Consider the following 26,621-nt stretch of genomic DNA (forward strand, 5'->3'; position numbering starts at 1 on the left):
TTACCCCCGCACCTGGACACTGTCGGCCAGAATCGCCAACACCAACTGTTTAAAATCGAGCCCTGCGGCATTCGCTGCCATGGGGACCAGGCTGTGATCGGTCATGCCGGGCACGGTGTTGACTTCCAGCAGCCAGAACTGGCCATTGGCGTCCTGCATGACGTCGGTGCGTGCCCATCCGGCAACACCCACGGCTTCGCAGGCACGTGCGGTCAGCGCCTTGAGTTCCTGTTCTTTGTTTGCATCGAGGCCGCACGGGATCCGGTACTGGGTATCGGAAGCCAGGTACTTGGCGTCGTAGTCGTAAAAAGTGTGGGGAGTGCCCAGGCCGATCGGGGGCAAGACTTGCCCACGCAGCGTCGCGACAGTGAACTCTGGACCTTGAATCCATTGTTCGACCAACACGTTTGAATCGTAGGTACTGGCGGCATTCCATGCGGCGATCAATTCGTCGACGCGGGTCACCTTGGCCATACCGATACTGGAGCCTTCATGAGCGGGTTTGACGATCAAAGGAAAGCCCAGTTCCGTCGCCGCAGAAATACAGTCTGATTCGCTCGCCAGCACCGCGTGACGCGGGGTCGGCAGGCCCAGGCTCTGCCAGACCTGCTTGGTGCGCAGCTTGTCCATCGCCAGTGCCGACGCCAGCACGCCGCTGCCGGTGTACGGGATCTCCAGGCATTCGAGCAGGCCCTGCATGGTGCCGTCTTCGCCGCCGCGACCGTGCAGCACGATGAACGCGCGGTCGATGGTCTCACTGGCCAGTCGCTGAAGGAAATCGTCGCCCACATCGATCCCGAAGGCATCGACGCCCGCACTCAACAGCGCTTCAAGCACTGCGTTGCCGGATTTGAGGGAAACCTCCCGCTCCGCACTCTTGCCGCCAAAAAGCACGGCAACGCGGCCGAAGCTTTTTGGCTCAAGGGTCGAGAGCAGGGAGACGGGCGCGGCGGCTGTCATTTCAGCTTACCTTCGGTTGAGGCCACGATGGCGCCCGCAAACAGCGGGCTCTTGAGCAATTGCGGTGCGAGTCCGCCAATGTCACCGGCGCCCTGGCACAGCAGGATGTCGCCCGCGCGCAGCAGCGGCTTGACCAGCGGGGCCAGCTCAACGCCCCGCTCGATGTAGATCGGGTCCAACTGGCCACGCTGACGAATGCTGTGGGCCAGTTGACGGCTGTCCGCGCCCGGAATCGGCTCTTCGCCCGCCGGGTAGACTTCCATCAGCAGCAGGACGTTGGCGTCGTTGAGCACCTGCACGAAATCGTCGTACAGATCGCGAGTACGGCTGTAACGGTGCGGCTGGTAAACCATGACCAGACGACGATCCGGCCAGCCACCGCGCACGGCATTGATGACGGCCGCGACTTCGCGCGGGTGGTGACCGTAGTCGTCCACCAGCATCACGTTGCCACCTTCCACCGGCAGTTCGCCGTAGACCTGGAAGCGACGGCCCACGCCCTGGAAGCCAGACAGGCCCTGAACGATGGCTTCGTCAGTGATGCCTTCGTCCGTCGCGATGGCGATGGTCGCCAGCGAGTTGAGAACGTTGTGGTTGCCCGGCATGTTCACCGACACGTCCAGCGGCTCGCGGTCCCGGCGCAGAACGGTGAAGTGGGTGCGCATGCCTTCCTGACGCACGTTGATCGCGCGCACGTCGGCGTCTTCGTTGAAGCCATAGGTCATGACCGGGCGCTTCACCGCCGGCAGGATATCGCGCACGACCGGGTCATCGGTGCAGACCACGGCCAGGCCGTAGAACGGCAGGTTGTGCAGGAACTCGACGAAGGTTTTCTTCAGTTTGTTGAAGTCGCCCTCGTAGGTCGCCATGTGGTCGGCGTCGATGTTGGTGACCACGGCCACCAGCGGCTGCAGGTGCAGGAAGCTGGCGTCGCTCTCGTCGGCCTCGGCGATCAGGTAGCGGCTGGTGCCGAGCTGGGCGTTGGTGCCCGCAGCGTTCAGTCGGCCACCGATCACGAAGGTCGGATCGAGACCACCGGCCGCGAACACCGAAGCGATCAGGCTGGTGGTGGTGGTTTTACCGTGGGTACCGGCGACCGCGATGCCGTGGCGATAGCGCATCAGCTCAGCCAGCATTTCCGCGCGAGGCACCACAGGGATACGACGCTCAAGGGCTGTCGCCACTTCCGGGTTGGAGGTGTTGACGGCACTGGACACGACCAGCACGTCTGCCGCTGCCGAGTTTTCAGCGCGGTGGCCAATAAAGATGTGCGCGCCGAACGATTCGAGGCGCTCGGTCACCGGAGAGGCCTTGAGGTCGGAACCGGAGACTTCGTAACCCAGGTTCAGCAACACCTCGGCGATCCCGCACATGCCCACACCGCCGATGCCGACGAAATGGATGCGACGGATGCGGCGCATTTCCGGTTGTGGCATGGCGCGTTGGTTCTCAACCATGGGCCACCTCCAGGCAGACATCGACGACGGTGTTGGTGGCATCCGGCTTGGCCAGTTGGCGAGCCGTGGTAGCCATGCGCTTCAATTGTTCGGGTTGCATCAAAACCTCTGTCAGGCGAGCGGCCATCTCGGCCGCGCCAGTTGTTCTTTGTGGCATCACGAAGGCAGCGCCTTCACGGGCCAGATAGTCGGCGTTACGCGACTGGTGGTCGTCGATCGCATGGGGCAGCGGCACCAGCAACGACGGCAGGCCAGCGGCCGCCAGTTCACTGATGGTCAGCGCACCCGCGCGGCAAACCACCAGATCCGCCCAGCCATAGGCTTGGGCCATGTCTTTGATGAACGGGGCGACCTGCGCCTCGACACCCGCTGCGCGATAACGCTCGGCGGTGATTTCATCGTGTTTCTTGCCCGCCTGATGGAACACTTCAGGCCGCAGTTCCGCCGGCACTTGGGCCAGCGCTTCTGGCAACAACTTGTTCAGCGGCTCGGCGCCCAGGCTTCCGCCCAGCACCAGCAACCGGGGTTTGCGTCCGGTCAGCGCCTGGCGCGGTGTTTCGAAAAACAGCTCGGCACGCACCGGATTGCCGGTGGTGCGACGCTTGGCCGAGGCTGCGAACGTCTGCGGGAACGCTTCACACACGCGAGCGGCGAACGAGGCCAGGCTGCGGTTGGCGGTTCCGGCCACGGCGTTTTGCTCGTGAATGATCAACGGCACACCCGCGAGTTTCGCGGCGAGGCCACCGGGGCCCGTCACGTAACCCCCAAAACCGACGACGCAAACGGGCTTCAACTCACGCACCACTTTGCGCGCCTGCAACAACGCCTTGATCAGCATGAACGGCGCCTTGAGCAACGACAGACGGCCCTTGCCCCGCAAACCGGTGACATTGATCAGGTGCAGTTGGAGACCAGCCGCAGGCACCAGTTCGTTTTCGATGCCGCGCGGCGTACCGAGCCAGTGCACGGTGTAGCCACGGGCCTGGAATTCGCGTGCGCAGGCCAGCGCCGGGAACACGTGCCCGCCGGTGCCGCCTGCCATGATCAAGACATTACCGACGGCCATGGTTTGGCTCCTCGGCGAAATCGCTCTCACTGAATTCGGCTTCTTCGCTACCCATGTTGTTGCGCGATTCCCACTCGATGCGCAGCAACAGGCCCAGACTCGCGCAGCAGATAATCAACGAGCTGCCGCCGTAACTGAGGAATGGCAAGGTCAGACCCTTGGTCGGCAGCAGGCCGACGTTCACGCCGATGTTGATCAGGAACTGACCAATCCACAGGAACGCCAGACCGTAGGCGGTGTACGCGGCGAAGAACTGCTTGGCGCGCTCGGCCCACATGCCGATGTACATCGCACGAATACTCACGAACATGAACAGCGCCACGGTGGCCAGCGACCCCACGACGCCCAGCTCTTCGGCCAACACCGAGAACACGAAGTCGGTGTGCGCTTCCGGCAGGTAAAACTGCTTCTGCACGCTGTTGCCCAGACCAACGCCAAACCACTCGCCGCGACCGAAGGCGATGAGCGCCTGAGTCAGCTGGTAACCAGAGCCGAACTGATCCGACCACGGGTCGGTAAAGGTGATCAGACGCGCCATCCGATAAGGCTGCGCTTGCACCAGCACGAACACCGCGCCAACGGCCAACGCCACCATCAGACTGAAGCGGAACAGGCCGACGCCGCCCAGGAACAGCATCGCCGCTGCCGCCCCCATCATCACGACGGTGGCGCCGAAGTCAGGCTCCATCAGCAGCAGGCCCGCCATCGGCAGCAACACGATGAAAGGCTTGAAGAAGCCCATCCAGCTTTCGCGCACTTCTGTCTGACGCCGAATCAGGTAACCGGCGAGGAAAATCACCACGAACACTTTGGCGATTTCCGACGGCTGCACGTTGAACATGCCGAAGCCGATCCATCGCATCGAACCGTTCACCTCACGCCCGATGCCGGGCACGATCACCATGATCAGCAGGCCGAAGGCGCCGATCAGCATCAGCCAGCCAAGGCGTTGCCAGGTCGCAACCGGAATCATCATGGTGGCGACGCAGGCGCCGAGGCCCAGCACCAGATAAATCAGGTGACGGGTCATCATGTACAGCGCGTTGCCCGATTGCACGGCGGCCACTTCCGACGACGCGGAAGTGATCATCACCAGGCCCAGGCCCAGCAGCGCAAGGCAGCCAGCGAGCATCGGGAAATCGACGTCCACGCCACGCCCACTGATGATCGGCGACGGGTAAGGCTTGATCACGCCAAAGATCATGACAAGTCCCTCACTGCCTGGGCGAACATCTGTCCGCGGACTTCAAAGTTCTTGAACATGTCAAAGCTTGCGCAGGCAGGGGCCAGCAGCACGACGTCCCCTTCCTGAGCCCATTCGGCAGCACGTTGCACAGCTTCTTCCAAAGTTTTAATGCGTAGCAGAGGCACCGAGTCGCCCAGCGCGGAGGCGATCAGTTCAGCGTCGCGTCCAATCAGGACAACGGCGCGGCAATGGGCGGCCACCGGGGCTTTCAGTCCGGAGAAGTCCGCCCCCTTGCCTTCGCCGCCCGCGATCAGGATCAGCTTGCCGGGAATGTCTTCGCCCAATCCTTCGATAGCGGCCAGGGCGGCGCCGACGTTGGTGGCTTTGGAGTCGTCGTAATAGCTGACGCCCTGACGTTCACGCAGCCACTGACAACGATGCACCAGGCCGCCGAAACTGCGCAGGGCCTGGAGCATTGGCTCGAATGGCAAACCAGCGGCATGGCCGAGGGCCAGAGCCGACAGCGCGTTCGCCTGATTGTGCGCACCACGGATTTTCAGCTCGCTGACCGGCATCAGGTTCTCGAACTGGAACGCCAGGTATTTTTCGCCGTTCTCTTCTCGCAGACCGAAGCCATTGATGTCAGGTTTGTTCAGACCAAAGGTCCAGCAGGGCACACCTTCGCCGATCAATGGTCGCGAGAGCGCGTCCTGCCGGTTCACCACGACTTGCCGCGCGCCCCGGAAAATCCGGTGTTTGGCCAAGTGGTAGGCAGGCAGGCCGCTGTAACGGTCCATGTGGTCTTCGCTGACGTTCAGCACGGTCGCGACTTCGGCGCCGAGGTGATCGGTGGTTTCCAGCTGGAAGCTCGACAGCTCAAGAACGTACAACTCGACGTCGTCGTTGAGCAGGTCCAGCGCGGGCGTGCCGAGGTTGCCGCCGACCGCCACGCGTTTGCCTGCCGCCACGGCCATCTCGCCGACCAGCGTGGTCACGGTGCTTTTCGCGTTGGAGCCGCTGATGGCGACGATGGGCGCCTTCGCGTTACGCGCGAACAGTTCGATGTCGCCGGACAGCTTCACGCCACGGGCTGCCGCCTGCTGCAACGCAGGGGTCGCCAGCGCAAGGCCGGGGCTCACGTACAACTCGTCGGCGCGGCAGAGGAATTCGACATCCAGCTCGCCACAGCGCACTTCAACCTGCGGATAGTCGCGACGCAGGGTCGCCAGCTCCGGAGGATTCTCCCGCGTATCGGCGACGGCAAACGCCACGCCCCGGTTCGCCAGGAAGCGAACCAGGGACATGCCGCTCTTGCCGAGACCGACAACAATGCGGAAGTGAGAAGAAGCGATCAGTGACACTCTGCTTACCTCAGTTTCAACGTGGCAAGGCCGATCAACACGAGAATCACGGTGATGATCCAGAAACGGACGATCACGCGCGGCTCGGGCCAGCCCTTGAGTTCAAAGTGGTGATGGATCGGCGCCATGCGGAAAACGCGGCGGCCGGTCAATTTAAAGGATGCGACCTGAATGACCACTGACAGGGTTTCCATCACGAACACACCGCCCATGATGAACAGCACGATTTCCTGACGAACGATCACAGCGATGGTGCCCAGGGCCGCGCCCAGCGCCAGCGCGCCGACGTCGCCCATGAAGACTTGTGCCGGGTAGGTGTTGAACCAGAGGAAACCCAGGCCCGCACCGATCAGCGCGCCGCAGAACACGATCAGCTCGCCCGCGCCCGGCACGTACGGGATCAGCAGGTATTCTGCGAATTTCACGTTACCCGACAGGTAGCAAAAGATGCCCAGCGCGCCGCCGACCATGACCGTTGGCATGATGGCCAGACCGTCGAGGCCGTCGGTCAGGTTGACCGCGTTGCTGGAGCCGACGATCACGAAGTAGGTCAGGACCACGAAGCCGATGCCCAGCGGAATGCTGAAGTCCTTCAGCATCGGGATCAGCAGCGTGGTTTCAACCGGCGATTGCGCAGTCATATAAAGGAAGATCGCCGCGCCGAGGCCAAACACGGACTGCCAGAAGTATTTCCAGCGGCTTGGCAGGCCTTTCGAGTTCTTCTCGATCACCTTGCGGTAGTCATCGACCCAGCCGATGCCGCCGAACAGCAGCGTGACGATCAACACCACCCACACGTAGCGGTTGGTCAGGTCGGCCCACAGCAGCGTCGCGATACCGATGGCGGACAGAATCAGCGCGCCCCCCATGGTCGGGGTACCTGACTTGGAGAGGTGAGATTGAGGACCGTCGTTGCGGACGGATTGGCCGATCTGTTTGTTCTGCAGGGCACGGATCATCCATGGACCGAGGCACAGCGAGAGTGACAGTGCAGTGAGCACGCCAAGAATCCCGCGCAGGGTCAGGTACTGGAAGACCGCGAAGCCTTTGTAGAACTGTTGCAGATACTCGGCCAGCAGCAGCAGCATTAATGTTTCTCCAGACTGTTGCCACACAGCGCGGCGACGACGTTTTCCATCGCGGCACTGCGGGAACCTTTGATCAAAAGGGTGGTGTTCGTGTCTTGCTCGGCGCCCAGCGCCGCGATCAGGTCAGCCTGACTTGCAAAATGGCGGGCATCCTGCCCGAAAGCCTTCACGGCATGGGCCATCAGCGGACCGACGGCATACAGCGCGTCGACCTTGCCGGCCGCGTACGCGCCGACGTCACGGTGGCCCTGCTCCGCCCAGTCGCCCAGCTCACCAATGTCACCCAGCACCAGCACTTTGCGGCCCGGGAACGTGGTGAGGATGTCGGTGGCCGCTGCAACCGAGGTCGGATTGGCGTTGTAGGTGTCGTCGATCACGCGCATACCGTTGGTCGCCAGCTGCGCGACGGTGCGGCCCTTGACCGGCTGGACGTTATTGAGACCGGTGACGATGCCTGGCAGCGAAACGCCCAAGGCATGCGCCGCTGCCGCCGCTGCCAACGCGTTGGCCACGTTGTGCGCGCCGAGCAGATTCAGCTGTACCTGTGCCGAGCCGCTTGGGCTGTGCAAATTGAAGGTCGGGCAGCCACGGGCGTCGATGCCGAGGTCGCTGGCATAGAAATCAGCGTCACGGTTGTGCATCGAGAAGCTCAACACCTTGCGCTCACCCGCACGGGCGACCCAGATGCCGAAGGCTTTGTCATCCTGGTTCAGCACGGCGGTGCCGCGACTGTTCAGCCCTTCGATGATCTCGCCTTTGGCTTCGACGATCTTGTCAGGGCCGCCGAACTCACCAACGTGAGCTGTCCCGGCGTTGGTCAACACCGATACATGCGGCTTGGTCAGGCTGACAGTCAGCGCGATTTCGCCCACATGATTCGCGCCCAGCTCGATCACGGCGGCGTCGAACTCTGGCGCCAACGCCAGCAACGTCAGCGGAACACCCAATTCATTGTTCAGGTTGCCCTTGGTCGCCAGCACCGGGCCACGCGTGCGCAGGATGCTTGAGAGCATTTCCTTGACCGTGGTCTTGCCGCTGGAGCCGGTGATCGCGGCCACTGGCTTGTCGACAAAAGCGTTGCGATTCATCGCCCCCAGTTGCGCCAGTGCCTGGCGGGTGTCGCGGACGATCAGTTGCGGCAACGCACTGCCTGGAATTTCATGTTCGACCAACGCGCCGACTGCGCCTATGGCGGCGACCTGATCGAGATAATCATGGCCATCGAAACGCGGACCGGTCAGCGCAACGAACAGTTGGCCCGGCTCGATGGCACGGCTGTCGATACTGACGCCGTTGAAGCTCACGTCGTCGCCGACACGTCGGGCGTCGAGCGGCAGGAGCAGTTCGCTGAACGAAAGTGGCTTAAGCATGTGCAGCCCCCCATGCGTCCAGTGCCTTGGCGGCTTCTTCAAGATCGGAAAACGGATGACGCTGGTCATCGATTTCCTGGTAATCCTCGTGGCCCTTGCCCGCCAGCACGATGACGTCGGCGGCGTTGGCCTGGGCGATGATTTGTGCGATGGCCTGACCACGACCGGCCACGAACTCGACCGTGTCCACCGCGCTGAAACCGGCGCGGATGTCATCGAAAATGCGGGCGGGGTCTTCGGTGCGCGGATTGTCGTCGGTGACCAACACTTTGTCGGCCAGACGCTCAACCACTTCGGCCATCAGCGGACGCTTGCCGCGATCACGGTCACCGCCGCAGCCGAACAGGCAGGTCAGTTGGCCTTTCGCATGAGGGCGCAGGGCGTCGAGCACTTTTTCCAGCGCGTCCGGGGTGTGGGCGTAATCGACCACCACCAGCGGGCGGGTGCCGCCGCCCAAACGCTGCATACGACCGACCGGCCCTTCGAGGCTCGGCAGCACTTTAAGAATCTCGTCCAGCGGGTAATCCAGCCCCATCAGCGCGCCGACCGCAGCCAGCACGTTGCTCAGGTTGAAACGGCCCAGCAGGCTGCTGCGCAAGACGTGGTCGCCCTGCGGCGTCACCAGCGTGGCGCGAACACCGTCGTCATCGAAATGCGCATCGCGGCAGAACAGGTACGCGCTGTTGTCTTCCTGGCTGTAGGTGATCAGCCGCGAATCGTGCGGCTTGGCGGCCAGTTCGCGACCAAACGCGTCGTCGAGGTTGATCACGCGGCAACGCAGGTCATTCCAGGCGAACAACTTGGCCTTGGCGGCGCCATACGCTTCCATGGTGCCGTGATAATCCAGGTGATCGCGGGACAAGTTGGTCATCACTGCCACGTCGAACGCCAGCGCGGTCACGCGGCCCTGATCCAGACCGTGGGACGACACTTCCATGGCCAGCGCCTTGGCACCGGCTTTTTTCAGGTCGTAAATGGTCGACTGCACGGAAATCGGATCAGGTGTGGTGTGAATCCCGCTTTTCAACTCGCTATAGAAGCCGGTGCCCAGCGTGCCGATCAGACCGCAATGCTCGCCCAGCTTGTCGAGCGCTTGAGCGATCAACTGGGTAACGCTGGTTTTGCCGTTGGTGCCGGTCACACCGACCACGTTCATGCTGCGGCTCGGGTCGCCGTAGAAACGACCGGCAATGTCCGACAGCTGCGCCGCCAGCCCTTTGACCGGAATCATCGGGATGTCAGTGATCGGCAGCACCTTGGCGCCTTCCACTTCATAGGCCACAGCCGCAGCACCGTGAGCGATGGCGTCGGTGATGTGATCGCGCCCATCGACCTTCGAGCCCGGAATCGCCAGAAACAGATCGCCCGGACGCACCTTGCGGCTGTCCAGTGTCAGCTCACGAATCAGCAGGTCGCGGTCGCTCTGGGCGAAGATTTTGCTCAGGTTAAAAGGCATCAGCCGCGCCCTCCCTTGACCGGAACGACCAGCGGCGCCGCGTTGGCTTGTTGCTCAGGCGGGACCGGCGCGAGGTTGTCCGGACGCACGTTCATCAGACGCAACGTGCCCGACATGACTTTGCTGAACACGGGCGCGGAAACCAGACCACCGAAGTAGCCGCCTTTGCTCGGCTCGTCGATCACCACCACGATGGCGTAACGCGGATTGCTCATCGGGCCGAAGCCAGCGAACAGCGAGCGGTAGGAGTTTTCGGCGTAGCCCTTGGTGCCGACCGAGGTCTTACGTGCAGTACCGGACTTGCCCGCGACGTGATACGACGGCACGCGAGCACGGTAAACGCCACGCGGGTCCTCGATCACCTGTTGCAGCATGCCTTGCAGGGTCTTGGCGGTCGCCTCTGGAATCGCTTGAACCGAGTCCGATGGCTTGTCGGTTTTCAGGATGGTCAGCGGGACGATCTTGCCGTTGTTGGCCAGCGCTGAATACGCGTGCACCAGTTGCAGCGCGGTCACCGACAGGCCGTAGCCGTAGGACAGCGTTGCGGTTTCAGCCTTGCGCCACTCCCGATAATTCGGCAGGTTGCCAACGCGTTCGCCTGGAAAGCCCAGGCCGGTGTACTGGCCCAGACCTACACGTTGCATGGCGCGGAAGATCGCTTCGCCGCCGACGTCGAACGCGACCTTACTCATGCCGACGTTACTGGAGTTGATCAGGATGCCGGTCAGGTCGAGGATCGGGCCTTCGGTCTTGGTCACGTCACGGATGGTGTATTTGCCGATCTGCAGAGTGCCCGGGTACACCTCCACCTTATCGCTGGGTTTCCAGCGGCCACTGTCGAGGGCGGCGGTCATGGAGATCGGTTTCATGGTCGAACCGGGTTCGAACACGTCAATGATCGCGCGGTTACGCATCGCGGCCGGGACCATGGTGCGACGGTTGTTCGGGTTGTAGGTCGGCTGATTGACCATCGCCAGCACTTCGCCAGTTTTCACGTCCATGATCACCAGGCTGCCAGCCTTGGCGTCGTTTTCCTGAATCGCGTTGCGCAGCTCGCGGGTCGCCAGGTATTGCAGGCGCAGATCAATAGACAAAGCCAAGGTCTTCCCGGCCTTGGCGTTTTTCTTCACTTGCAGGTCCTTGATGAGCCTGCCGCGCCGATCCTTGATCACTTGCCGCCGACCCGGCACACCGGCCAGCCAGTCGTCATAGGCCAGCTCGACACCTTCGCGACCGTGGTCGTCGAGGTCGGTGAAGCCGACCATGTGTGCAGTGACATCGCCCGCCGGGTAGAAACGACGGAACTCTTCCTTGCCGTACACACCCGGTACTTTCAGGTCGAGCACTGACTGGCCCTGCTCCGGGGTCAGCCCGCGAACCAGGTAGATGAATTCTTTAGTGGCCTGCTCGTTCAGCCGGTCAGCCATGGCCTTCGGGTCTTGACCCAGTGCCTGCGCCAGTTGCGGCCACTTGCTCTTGTCAGCCTGCATTTCGGACGGGTTGGCCCAAATGGTGGTCACCGGCGTACTGACGGCCAGAGGCTCGCCGTTACGGTCTGTGATCAGACCACGGTGCGCTGGAATGGAGACGTTACGCAGGCTGCGTGCATCGCCCTGTTCGATCAGGAAACGATGATCGATGACCTGCAGGTCGACGATGCGATAGGCAATTGCCGCCACCAGCACCGACAACAGGCCGACCACTACGCGGAACCGCCAAGGGTAGAGTGCCCCTTCGAGTTTCATCATGGCGACACCATCCGGATATCGGCGGCGTTCGGGATACGCATTTTCAGTTGATCGGTCGCCAGCGCTTCGATGCGGCTATGAGCGGTCCAGGTGCTTTGTTCCAGAATCAGACGGCCCCACTCAGCCTGGGCCTTGTCACGCACGCTGAGTTCGGAATACAGCGAGTTCAGCAACTGACGGTTCCAGTGAGCGCTGTAGGCAACGCCGATTGCCGACACAAGGACGGCAATGAACAGCAGCAGCATGAAGAAGCTGCCGCCCGGCAATGGCTTGAAGAAACCGCGGCTCACCGGAGTTTCTCCGCAACACGCATGACAGCACTGCGCGAACGTGGGTTGGCGCGGGTCTCTTCATCGGAGGCGAACTGCGCCTTGCCGATCAGTTTGATGCGCGGCTCGAAGGCCTGATGACGGATCGGCAAGTTGCGCGGCATGTTGTCTGCCTCGCCCTTGACCAGTTTGCGCATGAACAGTTTGACGATGCGGTCTTCCAGCGAATGAAAGCTGATCACTGCCAGACGGCCGCCCACTTCCAACGCTTCCAGCGCGGCATCGAGGCCGGCTTCCAGATCGCCCAGTTCGTTGTTGACGTGAATGCGCAGCCCTTGGAAAGCACGGGTGGCCGGGTTCTTACCCTTTTCCCACGCCGGGTTGGCGACTTTCAGCACTTCGGCCAGGTCGCCGGTACGTTCAAAGGGTTGGGTTTCGCGACGTGCGACGACAGCGCCCGCCATACGCCTGGCGAAACGCTCTTCACCGTATTCCTTGAACACGCGGGCGATTTCTTCGGCAGGGGCAGTGTTGACGAATTCGGCGGCGCTGACCCCACGGGACGGGTCCATACGCATGTCGAGCGGGCCGTCATTCATGAAACTGAAGCCGCGCTCAGGGTCGTCGAGTTGTGGCGAGGAAACGCCGAGGTCCAGCAGGATGCCGCTGACTTTTCCGGCAATGCCCCGTTCCAGAGCTTCCGAACCCAGCTCGGCAAAGCTGCGCTGCACAATGACAAAGCGGCCGTCTTCGGCCGCCAGCGCTTGCCCGGTGGCAATCGCTTGAGGATCTTTATCGAATCCGAGGAGCCGTCCATCCGGCCCGAGGTTCTGGAGGATGAGACGGCTGTGCCCGCCCCGTCCGAATGTCCCGTCCAGATAGCAGCCATCAGCGCGCACCGCGAGAGCCTCGACGGCTTCTTCGAGCAGTACGGTGATGTGGGTAAAGCCGCTATTCATAGTCACAGGATCAAATCACGCAGTTCATCAGGCATCGCGCCCGGTTTTTGAATGGCCGCCAGGTCCGCATCAGCAAGTGCGTTCCACGCGTCCTCATCCCACAGTTGAAACTTGTTCAGTTGGCCGACCAGCATCACGCGCTTGTCGAGCTTGGCGTACTCGCGCAAACGCGGCGGTACCAGAAAACGCCCACTGCCATCGAGCTCCAGATCCACTGCATTCCCGATCAACAGTCGCTGCAGACGACGGTTCTCTTCACGGAATGTCGCCAACTCACGCAATTTGGCTTCGATCAATTCCCATTCAGGGAGTGGATAGATGCACAAGCATGGGTCGACGGTATCAATGGTCACGATCAATTGGCCGGCACTACGCGAATCCAACTCGTCACGGTACCGGCTCGGCATAGCGAGACGGCCCTTTGCGTCGAGATTGATTGCGTTTGCACCACGGAACACAGGCGCTTTCTCCGAATATTATCGTTTTGCGGTCAAAAAACCCACTTCACGCCACTTTCCGCCACTTGCGCACACTATAGGAATGCGCCCACCACACCGTCAAGGCGACTTCTTAAGGAAAACCCTTACAGGACGGAGATTTACGACGGGTAACAGATGAGTTTTGGGGAAATTCGGAATGGTCTGACAGATAAATCCGAGAGAACTCAAAAAGATGAGGTTCGAAGTTAATGTGATTTATGAGGTTTAAGATTTTTTCGGTATTACGAGGAGGGGTTCTACGAGAGAAAAAAGCAGGAAGTGGGGAAAGGTGGAGAGTCGATCTGTAAGCCGGGTTCTGTCGAGGACAGTCATTCCTCTACGATGGCCATCACTGGACATCTTTAGCAACCTACCCGGTTCCAGCGCGGGCCACGCCTTGGAACCCTATTTGGTCTTGCTCCGAGTGGGGTTTACCTAGCCACGAACTGTTGCCAGACGTGCGGTGCGCTCTTACCGCACCTTTTCACCCTTACCGGCACCGAAGTGCTTAGGCGGTTATTTTCTGTGGCACTTTCCGTAGGCTCGCGCCCCCCAGGCGTTACCTGGCACTCCGCCCTATGGAGCCCGGACTTTCCTCCCCCCTTCATTGCGGAACAATGAAAGGCAGCGACTGTCCAATCGACTCTCCGCCGCCAAGGTTAATGGCAGGGCGGCACAAGAACAAGCTTTAATAAGCCTCTCGCCTATTTATGTGACAGGCTGACGGGTATCCCTTACTCCCCTTTTTGCTTCTCCAGCGCCACCTGATACAGAAGATTCTTGCGCACGCCAGTGATTTCCGCAGCCAGCGCCGCTGCACGCTTGAGGGGCATTTCCTCCAGCAGCAAATCCAGCACGCGGCGAGCTTCGGCGCCAATCGCGTCTTCGCCTTCCGGCTCGCTCCAGCCTGCCACCAAGACCACGCACTCACCGCGCTGCTGATTGCTGTCGCCTTCCACGAACGCGCGAAGCTCACCCAATGGCAGACCTTTCAGTGTCTCAAAGGTTTTGGTCAATTCACGCCCCAGCACTGCCGGACGGTCTGCGCCGAAGATTTCTTCAAGGTCTTGCAGACATTCAAGAATTCGGTGCGGCGCTTCATAGAAGATGACGGTACGCGGTTCTTCTTTCAGCAATTCGAGCCGGGCCTTGCGCCCCACCGACTTGGCCGGAAGAAAGCCTTCGAAGATAAAACGGTCGGAAGGCAGCCCCGCCGCCGACAGTGCCGCGATCAACGCGCACGCCCCTGGCACCGGGACAACTTGAATCCCCGCCGCACGGGCCTGGCGCACCAGGTGATAACCCGGGTCTGAGATCAGCGGGGTACCCGCATCGGAAATCAGCGCCACATCATCGCCTGCTTGCAAACGCGCAATGAAACGGCTGCCTTCGTCCCGCTCGTTGTGTTCGTGGCACGCGGCCAAGGGGGTCGAAATGCCAAAATGCTGCATCAGTCGTAATGAATGCCGGGTATCTTCAGCGGCAATCAGCGACACCTCGCGCAGCACCTTCAAGGCTCGCACGCTCATGTCATCCAGGTTGCCGATCGGCGTGGCCACCACATAAAGCGAGCCTGTAGTGGAATTCAAAGCACCCGGAGCAGTCAAAGCGCACACCTCATGTTCAGTCAAAGCCTGCATTGTACAGGTTAAGGCGACGCAAACAGGGAGATTGAAAAATGGACCGAGGTATTCGCGAGGCGATTCCTGTCGTCGCTGTGGATCAGGGAAACACACTGACTGAAACGCCCGGTTGCGCTTCAAGGCGACTCATATCACGGCATTAACGCCGACAACATCGCGCCCCGGCCAGTGCTTGGGTACAATTCCACGCTTATTTGCTCGAGTATCAGGAACATACACATGATCGCTTGCCTGCGGCTGTTCTCTGCCCTCTGCCTGGCTGCCTTATTGGCCGCTTGTGCCGGTTCGCCCTCCTCCAGTCTTGGCGAACTGCCACGCACACCCGACGCCAGCATCGAGCAGTTGCTCGAACAAGCCGCTGCGGCGAAGACGCCCGATCAGGCCGCGCTGCTGCGACTGACCGCCGCCGACCTGGCAGCCCGCCAGAACAACCCGGGCCGCGCTGCCAGCATTCTCGAACAGGTCCAGCTGGACCAGCTCAAGACCGACAAGCAAATCTACGCCAACACCCTGTCCGCCGAACTGGCGCTGGGCCGCAGTCAGCCAAAGGCTGCGCTGACCGCCCTGAACCACCCGAGCCTGCAGCATCTCGGCGAAATGCCGGTCGATCTGCAAACCCGCACCCACACCGTTCGCGCCCGCGCCCTCGAAGCCGACGGCCAGACCCTCGCAGCCGCCAGCGAACGTGTGTTCATGGGCCCGCTATTGCAAGGTGATGCCCTGAGCGCCAACAACGATGCGATCTGGGCGCTGGTCGCAGCCTTGCCACCTGAGCAACTGCAAAGCACCGCCAATGATGACATGGGCGGCTGGCTGAGCCTGGCACGCGCGGTCAAAGGTGCGGGCACGCTGGAGCAGCAACAGGCGGCCATCGACAATTGGAAGGCACAGAACCCGCAGCACCCTGCCGCCCGCAAATTGCCAACCACCCTCGCCCAACTGCGCGATCTGAAAAGCGAGCCATTGACCAAGATTGCCCTGCTGCTGCCGCAGGACGGTCCGCTGGCTTCGGTGTCCCGCGCCCTGCGTGACGGCTTCATGGCGGCTCACTATCAAGCGCAACAGGCCGGTCAGAAGCCGCCTGCGATTGAAGTCTTCGACAGCTCCCGCGTGACCTCCATGGACGCGTTCTACGCCCAGGCCAAGGCTGCTGGGGTTCAACTGGTAGTAGGTCCGCTGGAAAAGCCGCTGGTCAAACAACTGAGCGCTCACCCACAACTGCCGATCACCACCCTCGCCCTGAACTACAGCGATTCCGGCGCCCAGGGCCCGGCCGAGCTGTTCCAGTTCGGCCTTGCCGCCGAAGACGAAGCCCGCGAGGTTTCCCGTCGCGCCTGGGCCGATGGCAAGCGCAGCGCGGTGGCCATGGTGCCGAAAGGTGAATGGGGCGACCGCGTGCTCGACGCGTTCCGTCAGAGCTGGCAAGCCAAGGGCGGCACCCTGCTGGGCGTCGAACGCATCGATCAACCGGTACAACTGGCTCAGCAAGTCGCCGACCTGTTCCAACTGCGTAACAGCGAAGGTCGCGCCCAGCGCCTGCAAAGCACCACCGGTGCCCAAGCCGCCGCTCAACCGACCCGCCGTCAGGACGTCGACTTCATGTTCCTGGCCGCCACGCCGCAACAGGCGCAACAGATCAAACCGACCATGGTTTTCCAGTACGCAGGTGACGTGCCTGTCTACGCCACGTCGCACCTGTTCACCAACAGCAATGACCAGGCGATGTACAACGACCTGGCCGGTGTACGCTTCTGTGAGACCCCTTGGCTGCTGAACGCGAATGACCCACTGCGTCAACAAGTCACCGCGCAATGGCCACAGGCAGCAGGTAGCCTTGGTCGCTTGTACGCCATGGGCATCGACGCGTATCGCCTGGCACCTCGTCTCACCCAGCTGAAAACCCTGCCGGAAAGCCGCATTGACGGCCTGTCGGGCAGCCTGGCCATCGGTCAGGGCCAGCGTATCGAGCGTCAACTGCCGTGGGCTCAGTTCGTCGATGGCAAGGTGCAGCGCCTGCCGGACACCGCGCCTTGACCTCAGGCAACCCGCGACAGACCGCCGGGCGCGAGGCCGAAGCCTACGCCCTGCGGCATCTGCAGCAACACGGTTTACAGCTGATCACGCAGAACTGGTCATGCAAACGCGGCGAGCTTGATCTGGTCATGCTCGACGGCGATACAGTAGTATTCGTCGAAGTTCGCTATCGGCGCCACGCCGGATGGGGTGGCGCGCTGGAGAGCGTCGATGTTCGCAAGCAGGGAAAGCTCACCCTGGCCGCACAGTGGTTTCTGCAAAGCGAGTCGAAATGGTCCGATTCCCCGTGCCGCTTCGACGTCGTGGCAATCAATGGCGACCCAGGCACGGCACCTGCGCTGAACTGGCTACAGAACGCGTTCGACAGTTGATCGAACGCCCGGAGCACAGCACCAGCACGCTCACCGACACACATAACCCACACCGTTTTTTTGCTTTTTGCTTTGCGGGCCGCACAGTTTTGTGCCGGGAAGCCGATGACCTGAGTCAGACGCCGCCCGATCAGCCGCCCCTATTAAGGTTTTCATTGATGGACATGCAATCCCGAATTCGCCAGCTTTTTCAGGCCAGCATCGATACCAAGCAACAGGCGATGGACGTTCTTGCACCCTACATCGAACAAGCCAGCCAGGTGATGGTCGGCGCCCTGCTCAGCGACAGCAAGATCCTGGCGTGTGGCAACGGCGGCTCGGCCGGCGACGCACAGCACTTTTCGTCCGAGCTGCTCAACCGTTTCGAACGTGAGCGACCGAGTCTGCCAGCCATCGCGCTGACCACGGACACCTCGACCATCACCTCGATCGCCAACGATTACAGCTACAACGAGATTTTCTCGAAACAGATCCGCGCCCTGGGCCAGGCCAATGACGTCTTGCTTGCCATCTCCACCAGCGGCAACTCCGCCAACATCATTCAGGCCATTCAGGCCGCACATGATCGGGAAATGATTGTCGTGGCCCTGACCGGTCGCGACGGCGGCGACGTGGCCTCGCTGCTGCTGCCTGAGGATGTGGAAATCCGCGTCCCGGCCAAAGTCACCGCGCGCATTCAGGAAGTTCACCTGTTGGTGATCCACTGCCTGTGCTATTTGATCGACAGCCAAATTTTCGGGAGTGAAGAATGATATCCAAACGCCTCAGCTTGCTGGCCCTGACGCTCTGCTTGGGCATCAGCGGATGCAGCTCGGTGATCAACGCCAGCCGCGAAGCCCCGATCGACGACGACCGCGGCACCCGCACCTTCGGCAGCAAGATCGACGACTCGCTGATCGAAACCAAGGTCGCGGTGAACATCGCCAAGGCCAACCCGGACCTGGACAACGCCTCGCATATCGTCGTGACCAGCTTCAACGGCGTCGTGCTGCTGGCCGGTCAGACCCCGCGCGCCGACCTCAAACAGCTGGCCGAGCAGACCGCCAGCCAGGTGCAGAAGGTCAAGAAGGTCAACAACGAGCTGCAAGTCATCGAGCCTTCCTCGGTGCTGGCCCGCAGCAACGACGCGTGGCTGACCAGCAAGATCAAGACGCAGATGCTGACCGACAGCGCCATCCCCGGCTCGCGCATCAAGGTCGTGACCGAGAACGGCATCGTCTACCTGCTCGGCCTGCTGACCCAGGCCGAAGCCACCCGCGCCACCAACCTGGTGCAGGGCGTGAGCGGCGTGCAGAAGATCGTGAAGCTGTTTGAGTACATTGATTGAGAAAAACCGTTTTTAGCGACACGACCTACCGGCGGCAGCGATTTCTGAGGGAGCGAATTTATTCGCGATTGGCCGATCAGGCGGCACATCTCCATTGCCTGACCTACCTTTCGCGAATGAATTCGCTCCCACAGGGTATTTGCACCGCCGGTAAGCCGGACAGCTAAAGGGGAATTGATCGAACCCACAATGGTGTTGAACCCGCCAGACACGCGACACAAAAAAAGGCGATCCCTCGGGATCGCCTTTTTCATTACACGCAGTCAACTCACTTGACCACTTTCAGACTCGGCCGGCCGGTCGGGCGTGGCGGCTCGTCGTCCGGTGGCGGCATGTCGTCATCCACGTCCAGGTCTTCGTCATCATCCACGGCAGGCTCCAGGTCGAAGACCATGCCCTGCCCGTTTTCGCGAGCGTAGATACCCATCACGGCTGAAACCGGCACGTACAAGCTGTGTGGGACGCCGCCGAAGCGGCCTTCAAAGCTCACCGCGTCGTTGTCCATGTGCAAATGACGCACGGCACTTGGCGAAATGTTGAGGACGATCTGACCGTCGTTGGCGAAGCCTTGCGGGACTTGCACCGCCGGGTATTCGGCGTTGACCAGAATGTGCGGCGTACAATCGTTATCCACGATCCACTCGTAGAGCGCGCGGATCAGATAGGGGCGACTGGAGTTCATCGAACGGTTCCTTAGGCCTTAGCGCATGTCGCGTTCGGCACCAGACAGACTTGCCTGGAATGCCTCGCGCGAGAATTGGCGCTCCATATAATCAAGCAGCGGCTTGGCGGGCCGCGGCAATTCGATACCCAGAATCGGCAGGCGCCAGAGTATGGGCAATAGACAGCAGTCGACCAGACTTTGCTCGTCACTGAGGAAAAAAGGCTTTTCCGCAAACAGTGGCGACACGCCGGTCAGACTTTCGCGCAGCTCCTTGCGCGCCTGAACACGGGCAGCTTCTTTGCTGCGAGGGTCCAGAATGATATCCACCAGCCCACACCAGTCGCGCTGAATGCGGTGAATCAGCAAACGGCTGTTGGCGCGGGCGACGGGGTACACCGGCAGTAAAGGCGGATGCGGGTAACGCTCATCCAGGTATTCCATCACGACAGTCGACTCGTACAGCGCCAGGTCCCGGTCGACCAGCGTGGGTACGCTGCCGTACGGATTGACTTCGATCAACTTGGCAGGCTGGGTACCTCCCGCGACATCGATGATCTCGGCGCTGACACCTTTCTCGGCGAGCACGATGCGCACGCGATGGGAATAGTGGTCGGCGGGGTCGGAGTAACAGGCCAACCGGTTGGTCACGCCCATGGCGGTCCTCCTCGCTTGTTGAATTTTCGAAAGCACAAAAAACGAACGCGCCCTGAAGGCGCCTCCGGCAACATCCACAAACAGCAGGTGTTCGTCGCGGGCGACAAGATAGCTCATTTACTCAAAGTAAATTCTGCAATCTTTCGCCCGCCACTATACCCGCTCTGTGGCCATTACCCGAATGAGGCGCCTCAGGGCGCGTGACACTCATCGCCAGATTGGCCTGCCGTCAGTGCACGTCCTTCCAGTATTCGCGCTTGAGCAGGTACGAAAAGACGAACAGGACCGCGAGATAGAGCAGCACATAAGTCCCGATGCGCTGATGCTGAAGCTTGACCGGGTTGGCCGAGTACGCGAGGAAGGTCACCAGGTTCTTCACTTTTTCGTCGAATTGCTCCTCGGTCAACGTACCGGTCTTGGGCACGATGGTCAGTTGATCGCAGGCTTCGTGAGTCAGCGGCGAGCCGGTGAGCGGGTCGTATTGTTTCTTGCCGTCTTCGACCGCCTGCACCTGCTTGCAACCGATCACCTGACGCCCCTGCAACCCGACGAGCACGTTAGGCATGCCCACGTTCGGGAAGACCTTGTTGTTCACGCCCCAAGGCCTTGCAGGGTCCTCATAGAAGGAACGCAGGTAGCCGTAGAGCCAGTCAGTGCCCCTCACCCGCGCCACAAGGGTCAGATCGGGCGGAGCGGCGCCGAACCAGACCTTGGCGTCAGCAGGCGGCATCCCGGCGACCATGTGGTCGCCGATTTTCGCCCCCGTGAACACCAGCTTGTCGAGCATCAGCTCATGAGGAATGCCCAAGTCATCGGCCACCCGCTCGTAGCGCTGGAACTTGGCGCTGTGGCAGCCCATGCAGTAATTGACGAACGTCCGCGCCCCGTCTTGCATCGCGACCTTGTCGGAGACATCGATATCGATGCTTTCCAGGTCTGGCCCGTGTTCACCCGCGAACGACACGAGGGGCAAGGCCGCCAGGAGAAAAACAGCCAGTAGCTTTTTCATCAGCCTGTCACCCTTTCCGGAACCGGCCTGGTCCTCTCCATCCGCGTGTAGAACGGCATCAGAATGAAGTAGGCGAAGTACACGAACGTACACACCTGAGACAGCAAGGCGCGACCCGGACTGGGCGGGAGCACTCCCAGAATGCCAAGGATGACGAACGCGACGCAGAACAACACCAGCCAGACCCGGCTCAGCCAGCCCTTGTAACGCATGGACTTCACCGGGCTTCGGTCCAGCCACGGCAACACGAACAGCACGGCAATCGCCGCGCCCATGGCCATGACCCCCATCAGCTTGTCAGGGATCGCCCGCAAAATGGCGTAGAACGGGGTGAAGTACCAGACCGGTGCGATGTGCTCCGGTGTCTTGAACGCATTGGCCTGTTCGAAGTTGGGTTTTTCGAGGAAGTACCCGCCCATCTCGGGAAAGAAGAACACGATCGAACAGAAAATAAACAGAAAGACCACGACCCCGACGATGTCCTTGACGGTGTAGTACGGGTGAAACGCGATGCCGTCGAGCGGCTTGCCGTTTTCGTCCTTGTATTTCTTGATGTCGACGCCGTCCGGGTTGTTCGAGCCGACCTCGTGCAGCGCCAGAATGTGGAGCACCACCAACCCGAGAATCACGATGGGCAGCGCCACCACATGCAAGGCAAAGAACCGGTTGAGGGTGATGCCGGAAATCAGGTAGTCACCGCGAATCCACTGGGTCAGGTCATTGCCAATCACCGGAATCGCACCGAACAGCGAGATGATCACCTGCGCGCCCCAGTACGACATCTGCCCCCAGGGCAGCAGATAGCCCATGAACGCTTCGGCCATCAGCGCCAGGTAAATCAACATCCCGAAGATCCATACCAACTCCCGGGGCTTCTGGTAGGAGCCATAGAGCAATCCGCGAAACATGTGCAGGTAGACGACGATAAAGAACGCCGAGGCGCCCGTGGAGTGCAGCAGACGCAGGATGGAGCCGTATTCAACGTCGCGCATGATGTATTCGACGGACGCGAACGCTTCTTCGGCCGAGGGCGTGTAGCTCATCGTCAACCAGACGCCGGTCACGATCTGATTGACCAGCACCAGCAGGGCCAGCGAGCCGAAAAAATAGAAGAAGTTGAAGTTCTTGGGGGCGTAATACTTGCTGAGGTGGTCTTCCCACATTGACGTCGCAGGAAACCGTGCATCGATCCAGTCCATGAATTTGCTCATTACGCTTTCTCCTGATCGACACCAATGACGATGATTGAGTCCGACTCGTAGGAATGCGGCGGCACTGGCAAATTCAGCGGTGCAGGTTGCGCCTTGTAGACGCGTCCGGCCAGGTCGTAATGGGAGCCGTGACAAGGGCAGAAATAACCGCCCACCCAGTCCTTGCCCAGGTCAGCCGGGGCGATTTCCGGGCGAAAGGTCGGAGAACAACCGAGGTGGGTGCAAATCCCGATCAGCAACAGCATTTCCGGCTTGATCGAGCGAACGACCGGGTCAACATAGGCGGGCTGGGTTGAATTTTTGGATTCCGGGTCAGACAGCTGATCGGTGAGCTTGCCCAGATTGCTGAGGATTTCAGGGGTGCGGTGGACGATGAACACGGGCTGCCCACGCCACTCCGCGATCATTTGCTGACCCGGCTCAATCTTGCTGACGTTGACCTTGACGGGCGCGCCTGCCGCCTTGGCCTTCGCGCTGGGGAACCATGACCCCACGAACGGGACCGCAGCTCCAACCGCTCCTGCGGCGCCCACCACAGAGGTGGCTGCGACGAGGAAGCGACGCCGGCCTGCATTCACGCCGTCATTGCTCATTCCGTCCTCTCCCATCAGCTTGTAGAAGCCCGCTTGGTCAGGCTTCCCTGTGCATTATTATCTAGCTGCCAAACGTCCTGCCGATGGGTAACCAACGCCCCTCCAGGTCAAAAGGGGATTACCTTTCGGTTTAAACCGGGAGGCCTTGTATAACGCGGCGCCCACGGTTGATTCGTCTCGTCACACTGAATAATAGACGTCCATAAAAAAACGCCCAGTTCCTTGAGGAAACTGAGCGTTCTTTTTGAACGAAAGCGAATTAACGCTTCGAGTACTGCGGACGCTTACGCGCTTTACGCAGACCGACTTTCTTACGTTCAACTTCACGAGCATCGCGAGTCACGAAGCCTGCTTTGCGCAGTGCGCTACGCAGGGTTTCGTCGTAGGACATCAGAGCGCGGGTGATACCGTGGCGGATTGCGCCAGCTTGACCACTCACACCGCCGCCGATGACGGTGACGTAGATGTCGAATTTTTCAACAGTCTCGGTCAGTTCCAGCGGCTGACGAACTACCATGCGGGCAGTTTCGCGGCCGAAGAACGAATCCAGCGAGCGGTTGTTGATGGAGATGTTACCGGTACCTGGACGCAGGAAAACGCGTGCGGTTGCGGTCTTGCGACGGCCAGTGCCGTAATTTTGAGTCGCCGACATAATGAACTATTCCGTTAAAACTTCAGTTCTTGGGGCTGCTGAGCAGTATGAGGGTGTGCAGCGCCCGCATAGACTTTCAGCTTACGATACATGTCGCGACCCAGCGGGTTCTTGGGCAGCATGCCTTTGACCGCGGTCTCGATCACGCGCTCAGGAGCTTTGGCGATCAGCTTTTCAAAGTTGATCGACTTGATCCCGCCCGGGAAACCGGAGTGAGAGTAGTAGATCTTGTCGGTGGTCTTGGCACCAGTGACGCGGATTTGCTCAGCGTTGATCACGACGATGTAGTCGCCAGTGTCGACGTGCGGAGTGTATTCCGGCTTGTGTTTGCCACGCAGACGGCTCGCGATCTCAGTGGCCAGACGACCCAGGGTCTGACCAGCAGCATCGACGACGAACCAGTCGCGCTTTACTGTTTCCGGTTTAGCGGTAAAAGTTTTCATTCTTTATAGCCTCAAAGGCCGCCCTGAAAAATAGACGGCGGAGCATACTCATTAGTACGGTCTTTGACAAGTCAAAGGCCGCCGGGCACGAACGCTATAGGGGGCTCGGGTCAGCGCGTTCGATCGCAGCGGTGTCTGTGTGGCGGGGCATCACTCCCACGACAAAGAGACGCGGAATTATCCAGATTGCGAAAAAAATTTCAACCTGCTTTTATGGCTGTTTTCTAAAGGAGAGCCAGATGGACTATCGCAAACTGGGCAGAACCGACCTGAATGTCAGCGCTATCTGCCTCGGCACGATGACCTGGGGCGAGCAAAACAGCGAGTCCGAGGCCTTCGCCCAGATCCAGCGGGCCAAAGATGCCGGTATCAATTTCATGGATACCGCCGAGATGTACCCGGTCCCACCCAAGAAAGAAACCTACGCCAGCACCGAAATCATCATCGGTAACTGGTTCAAGAAAAGCGGTGATCGCGCCGACTGGATCCTCGCCAGCAAGATTGCCGGTCCCGGAAACGGCATCGATTACGTGCGTGACGGCCATCTGAAATTCAACCGTGACCACATCGTGGCCGCCGTGGATGCCAGCCTGAAACGCCTGCAAACCGACTATCTGGACCTGTATCAACTGCACTGGCCGGAGCGCAGCACCAACTTCTTCGGCAAATTGGGCTACACCCACAGCGATGAAACCTTCACCCCGCTGCTGGAAACCCTTCAGGTGCTTGACGAGCAGGTGAAAGCGGGCAAGATACGCCACGTCGGCCTGTCCAATGAAACGCCGTGGGGCACGATGAAGTACCTGGCAGAATCCGACGCTCATGGTCTGGCGCGCCCGGTGTCCATCCAGAACCCGTACAACTTGCTCAACCGCAGCTTTGAAGTAGGTCTGGCAGAGGTTGCCATTCGCGAGCAATGCGGTCTGTTGGCCTATTCGCCGCTGGCGTTTGGTTTGCTGTCGGGCAAATACGCCAACGGCGCCCGCCCAGCGAAAGGCCGCCTGAGCCTCTACAGCCGTTTCACCCGCTACTTCAACCCGCAATCGGAGGCGGCCTGCGCCCGCTACGTCGCACTGGCCCGTGAGCATGGTCTGGACCCGGCGCAAATGGCGCTGGCGTTTGTGACCAGCCGTGCGTTCGTGACCAGCAACATCATCGGCGCCACTACGTTGGAGCAGCTGGACAGCAACCTGGCGAGCGCGGAACTGGTGTTGTCGGAAGAAGTGCTGGCGGGGATCGAGGCGATTCACAAGGATCAGCCAAACCCTGCGCCGTAACTTTTAACAGGTGCTTGATGACAGGCGCTGAATGACAACTGTGGGTGCGAATTCATTCGCGATGAGGTAGTGCATCCGACAGATAAGTATCGGATGTACCGACCTCTCGCGAATGAATTCGCTCCCACAGGGTTTCGCAGGGGCAGTTCCACACGAGCTACTCCACCCCGCCGTTACAACGCCCGCGCAATAATCTCCTTCATGATCTCGTTGGTCCCCGCATAAATCCGCTGCACCCGCGCATCCGCCCACGCCCGTGCAATCGGGTATTCCCACATGAAGCCGTAACCGCCATGCAGCTGCACGCATTCGTCGAGCACCTTGCACTGCAGGTCTGTCGCCCAGTACTTGGCCATTGCCGCCGTAGGGACATCCAGCTTGCCTTCCAGGTGCAATTCCAGACAGCGATCAACGAAGACCCGCCCGATCTGCACTTCGGTAGCGATTTCCGCCAGTTTGAAACGGGTATTCTGGAAGTCGGCAATCGCCTGACCGAACGCCTTGCGCTCGCGGGTGTAGTCCAGCGTCCACTGCAACGCCGCCTCTGCCGAGGCAATCGCGCCAATGGCCACGGTCAGGCGCTCTTGGGGCAACTCCTGCATCAGGTACGCGAAGCCCATTCCCGACTGGCCCAGCAGATTTTCCTTGGGCACGCGGACGTCCTGAAAGAACAGCTCCGAGGTGTCCTGCGCTTTCATGCCGACTTTCTCCAGACGCTTGCCCTTCTCGAAACCCGGCGTGCCCGCCTCCACCAGAAACAGGCTGGTGCCCTTCGCGCCTGCCTTGGGATCTGTTTTGGCGACAACGATCACCAGGTCCGCAAGAAAACCATTGGTGATGAAGGTCTTGGAGCCGTTGATGACGTACTCGTCGCCGTCCAGCACCGCCGCGGTCTTCACCCCTTGCAGGTCAGAGCCCGCGCCCGGTTCGGTCATCGCGATGGCCGTCACGATCTCGCCCGAGACCATCTTCGGTAAATATTTCTGCTTCAAGGCCTCGCTGCCGTAGTGCAGGAGATAGGGCGCGACGATGTCCGAATGCAGGGAAAATCCGATACCGGTCAGGCCGAGTCGGTAGATTTCTTCGATCACGACCGTGGTGTAGAGAAAGTCAGCGGCCATGCCGCCGTATTCCTCAGGCAGGTGCGAGCACAACATGCCCTGCTCTCCCGCGCGGTTCCAGAGCGTGCGGTCAATGTGTCCTTGCTTCTCCCATTGCGCGTGAAACGGCGCGGCTTCCTGTTCCAGAAACTTGCGGACGCTGTCGCGGAAAAGCTCATGCTCGGAGCTGAAGAGTGTTCTTGGAAGCATGGGACACCTTGGCGTGAGGGATTGTCGGACAGGG

At 60.7% G+C, this 26,621-nt stretch carries 26 protein-coding genes and 1 other RNA gene; 5 read left to right on the forward strand and 22 right to left on the reverse strand.

The window, feature by feature from the left end; translation table 11 throughout:
- The 14 genes from ACWKWE_RS09295 to rsmI form a co-directional block, all read right to left on the reverse strand.
- Positions 1-960, reverse strand: coding sequence for a D-alanine--D-alanine ligase (locus ACWKWE_RS09295; protein ID WP_483850334.1), 960 nt, complete (start codon positions 958-960; stop codon positions 1-3).
- Positions 957-2,417: a UDP-N-acetylmuramate--L-alanine ligase gene (gene murC / locus ACWKWE_RS09300; RefSeq protein WP_483850335.1), complete on the reverse strand. Its 1,461-nt coding sequence runs from the start codon at positions 2,415-2,417 to the stop codon at positions 957-959. The genes ACWKWE_RS09295 and murC overlap by 4 nt, the downstream gene beginning before the upstream one ends.
- A complete protein-coding gene (gene murG / locus ACWKWE_RS09305) occupies positions 2,410-3,483 on the reverse strand; it encodes an undecaprenyldiphospho-muramoylpentapeptide beta-N-acetylglucosaminyltransferase (RefSeq protein WP_166596482.1) in 1,074 nt (357 codons plus the stop codon). Before murG ends, murC begins: the two co-directional genes overlap by 8 nt.
- Positions 3,470-4,687 carry a putative lipid II flippase FtsW gene (gene ftsW / locus ACWKWE_RS09310; RefSeq protein WP_166596481.1) on the reverse strand — a complete coding sequence of 406 codons (1,218 nt, stop codon included), beginning with the start codon at positions 4,685-4,687 and terminating at the stop codon, positions 3,470-3,472. The genes murG and ftsW overlap by 14 nt, the downstream gene beginning before the upstream one ends.
- Positions 4,684-6,030 carry a UDP-N-acetylmuramoyl-L-alanine--D-glutamate ligase gene (gene murD, locus ACWKWE_RS09315; protein WP_483850336.1) on the reverse strand — a complete coding sequence of 449 codons (1,347 nt, stop codon included), beginning with the start codon at positions 6,028-6,030 and terminating at the stop codon, positions 4,684-4,686. Before murD ends, ftsW begins: the two co-directional genes overlap by 4 nt.
- 5 nt (positions 6,031-6,035) lie before the next feature.
- Positions 6,036-7,118 (reverse strand): phospho-N-acetylmuramoyl-pentapeptide-transferase, encoded by a 1,083-nt coding sequence (mraY, locus tag ACWKWE_RS09320; RefSeq protein WP_296188429.1) that lies wholly within the window; start codon positions 7,116-7,118, stop codon positions 6,036-6,038.
- Positions 7,118-8,488, reverse strand: coding sequence for a UDP-N-acetylmuramoyl-tripeptide--D-alanyl-D-alanine ligase (locus ACWKWE_RS09325; protein ID WP_483850337.1), 1,371 nt, complete (start codon positions 8,486-8,488; stop codon positions 7,118-7,120). Before ACWKWE_RS09325 ends, mraY begins: the two co-directional genes overlap by 1 nt.
- Positions 8,481-9,944 carry a UDP-N-acetylmuramoyl-L-alanyl-D-glutamate--2,6-diaminopimelate ligase gene (locus ACWKWE_RS09330; RefSeq protein WP_166596477.1) on the reverse strand — a complete coding sequence of 488 codons (1,464 nt, stop codon included), beginning with the start codon at positions 9,942-9,944 and terminating at the stop codon, positions 8,481-8,483. Before ACWKWE_RS09330 ends, ACWKWE_RS09325 begins: the two co-directional genes overlap by 8 nt.
- Entirely contained in the window at positions 9,944-11,689 is a 1,746-nt protein-coding gene (locus ACWKWE_RS09335; protein WP_218576283.1) for a peptidoglycan D,D-transpeptidase FtsI family protein, read from the reverse strand. The genes ACWKWE_RS09330 and ACWKWE_RS09335 overlap by 1 nt, the downstream gene beginning before the upstream one ends.
- Positions 11,689-11,982, reverse strand: a complete 294-nt coding sequence (gene ftsL / locus ACWKWE_RS09340) for a cell division protein FtsL (protein ID WP_166596475.1) — start codon at positions 11,980-11,982, stop codon at positions 11,689-11,691. The genes ACWKWE_RS09335 and ftsL overlap by 1 nt, the downstream gene beginning before the upstream one ends.
- Complete coding sequence (rsmH, locus tag ACWKWE_RS09345) at positions 11,979-12,920, reverse strand: 16S rRNA (cytosine(1402)-N(4))-methyltransferase RsmH (RefSeq protein ID WP_483850477.1); 942 nt, start codon at positions 12,918-12,920, stop codon at positions 11,979-11,981. The genes ftsL and rsmH overlap by 4 nt, the downstream gene beginning before the upstream one ends.
- Before the next feature lie 2 nt (positions 12,921-12,922).
- A complete protein-coding gene (gene mraZ, locus ACWKWE_RS09350; protein WP_037017349.1) occupies positions 12,923-13,378 on the reverse strand; it encodes a division/cell wall cluster transcriptional repressor MraZ in 456 nt (151 codons plus the stop codon).
- Positions 13,379-13,688: 310 nt separating this feature from the next.
- Positions 13,689-14,046: RNase P RNA component class A (gene rnpB, locus ACWKWE_RS09355), an RNA gene on the reverse strand.
- 87 nt (positions 14,047-14,133) lie between these two features.
- On the reverse strand, positions 14,134-15,039 hold the full coding sequence (gene rsmI, locus ACWKWE_RS09360; RefSeq protein WP_166596473.1) for a 16S rRNA (cytidine(1402)-2'-O)-methyltransferase: 906 nt from the start codon (positions 15,037-15,039) through the stop codon (positions 14,134-14,136).
- A 222-nt stretch (positions 15,040-15,261) separates the two neighbouring features.
- Here rsmI and ACWKWE_RS09365 point away from each other — a divergent pair, with 222 nt between their 5' ends.
- From ACWKWE_RS09365 to ACWKWE_RS09380, 4 genes are all read left to right on the forward strand, one after another.
- A complete protein-coding gene (locus ACWKWE_RS09365; protein ID WP_483850338.1) occupies positions 15,262-17,076 on the forward strand; it encodes a penicillin-binding protein activator in 1,815 nt (604 codons plus the stop codon).
- Positions 17,073-17,447 (forward strand): YraN family protein, encoded by a 375-nt coding sequence (locus ACWKWE_RS09370; RefSeq protein ID WP_483850339.1) that lies wholly within the window; start codon positions 17,073-17,075, stop codon positions 17,445-17,447. The genes ACWKWE_RS09365 and ACWKWE_RS09370 overlap by 4 nt, the downstream gene beginning before the upstream one ends.
- A 158-nt stretch (positions 17,448-17,605) precedes the next feature.
- Entirely contained in the window at positions 17,606-18,199 is a 594-nt protein-coding gene (locus tag ACWKWE_RS09375; RefSeq protein ID WP_166596470.1) for a phosphoheptose isomerase, read from the forward strand.
- Positions 18,196-18,774 carry a BON domain-containing protein gene (locus ACWKWE_RS09380; protein ID WP_166596469.1) on the forward strand — a complete coding sequence of 193 codons (579 nt, stop codon included), beginning with the start codon at positions 18,196-18,198 and terminating at the stop codon, positions 18,772-18,774. Before ACWKWE_RS09375 ends, ACWKWE_RS09380 begins: the two co-directional genes overlap by 4 nt.
- A 268-nt stretch (positions 18,775-19,042) precedes the next feature.
- Here the strand turns inward: ACWKWE_RS09380 and ACWKWE_RS09385 are convergent, their stop codons facing one another.
- From ACWKWE_RS09385 to rplM, 7 genes are all read right to left on the reverse strand, one after another.
- Positions 19,043-19,456 (reverse strand): ClpXP protease specificity-enhancing factor, encoded by a 414-nt coding sequence (locus tag ACWKWE_RS09385; protein ID WP_093461845.1) that lies wholly within the window; start codon positions 19,454-19,456, stop codon positions 19,043-19,045.
- A gap of 18 nt (positions 19,457-19,474) precedes the next feature.
- A complete protein-coding gene (locus ACWKWE_RS09390) occupies positions 19,475-20,092 on the reverse strand; it encodes a glutathione S-transferase N-terminal domain-containing protein (RefSeq protein WP_483850340.1) in 618 nt (205 codons plus the stop codon).
- 229 nt (positions 20,093-20,321) lie between these two features.
- On the reverse strand, positions 20,322-21,101 hold the full coding sequence (locus tag ACWKWE_RS09395; RefSeq protein WP_483850341.1) for a cytochrome c1: 780 nt from the start codon (positions 21,099-21,101) through the stop codon (positions 20,322-20,324).
- A complete protein-coding gene (locus ACWKWE_RS09400; protein ID WP_166596466.1) occupies positions 21,101-22,312 on the reverse strand; it encodes a cytochrome b in 1,212 nt (403 codons plus the stop codon). Before ACWKWE_RS09400 ends, ACWKWE_RS09395 begins: the two co-directional genes overlap by 1 nt.
- Positions 22,312-22,905, reverse strand: coding sequence for a ubiquinol-cytochrome c reductase iron-sulfur subunit (gene petA / locus ACWKWE_RS09405; RefSeq protein WP_166596465.1), 594 nt, complete (start codon positions 22,903-22,905; stop codon positions 22,312-22,314). Before petA ends, ACWKWE_RS09400 begins: the two co-directional genes overlap by 1 nt.
- A 259-nt stretch (positions 22,906-23,164) precedes the next feature.
- Complete coding sequence (rpsI, locus tag ACWKWE_RS09410; protein WP_166596464.1) at positions 23,165-23,557, reverse strand: 30S ribosomal protein S9; 393 nt, start codon at positions 23,555-23,557, stop codon at positions 23,165-23,167.
- Between the two features lie 14 nt (positions 23,558-23,571).
- Positions 23,572-24,000 carry a 50S ribosomal protein L13 gene (gene rplM / locus ACWKWE_RS09415; protein ID WP_019693576.1) on the reverse strand — a complete coding sequence of 143 codons (429 nt, stop codon included), beginning with the start codon at positions 23,998-24,000 and terminating at the stop codon, positions 23,572-23,574.
- Positions 24,001-24,239: 239 nt separating this feature from the next.
- Between rplM and ACWKWE_RS09420 the strand changes: the two genes are divergently transcribed.
- Positions 24,240-25,277, forward strand: a complete 1,038-nt coding sequence (locus ACWKWE_RS09420; protein WP_483850342.1) for an NADP(H)-dependent aldo-keto reductase — start codon at positions 24,240-24,242, stop codon at positions 25,275-25,277.
- A 173-nt stretch (positions 25,278-25,450) separates the two neighbouring features.
- Here ACWKWE_RS09420 and ACWKWE_RS09425 read toward each other — a convergent pair whose 3' ends face one another.
- Positions 25,451-26,587: an acyl-CoA dehydrogenase family protein gene (locus ACWKWE_RS09425; RefSeq protein WP_483850343.1), complete on the reverse strand. Its 1,137-nt coding sequence runs from the start codon at positions 26,585-26,587 to the stop codon at positions 25,451-25,453.
- Positions 26,588-26,621 lie beyond the last annotated feature (34 nt).

Source organism: Pseudomonas salicis (assembly GCF_057128705.1).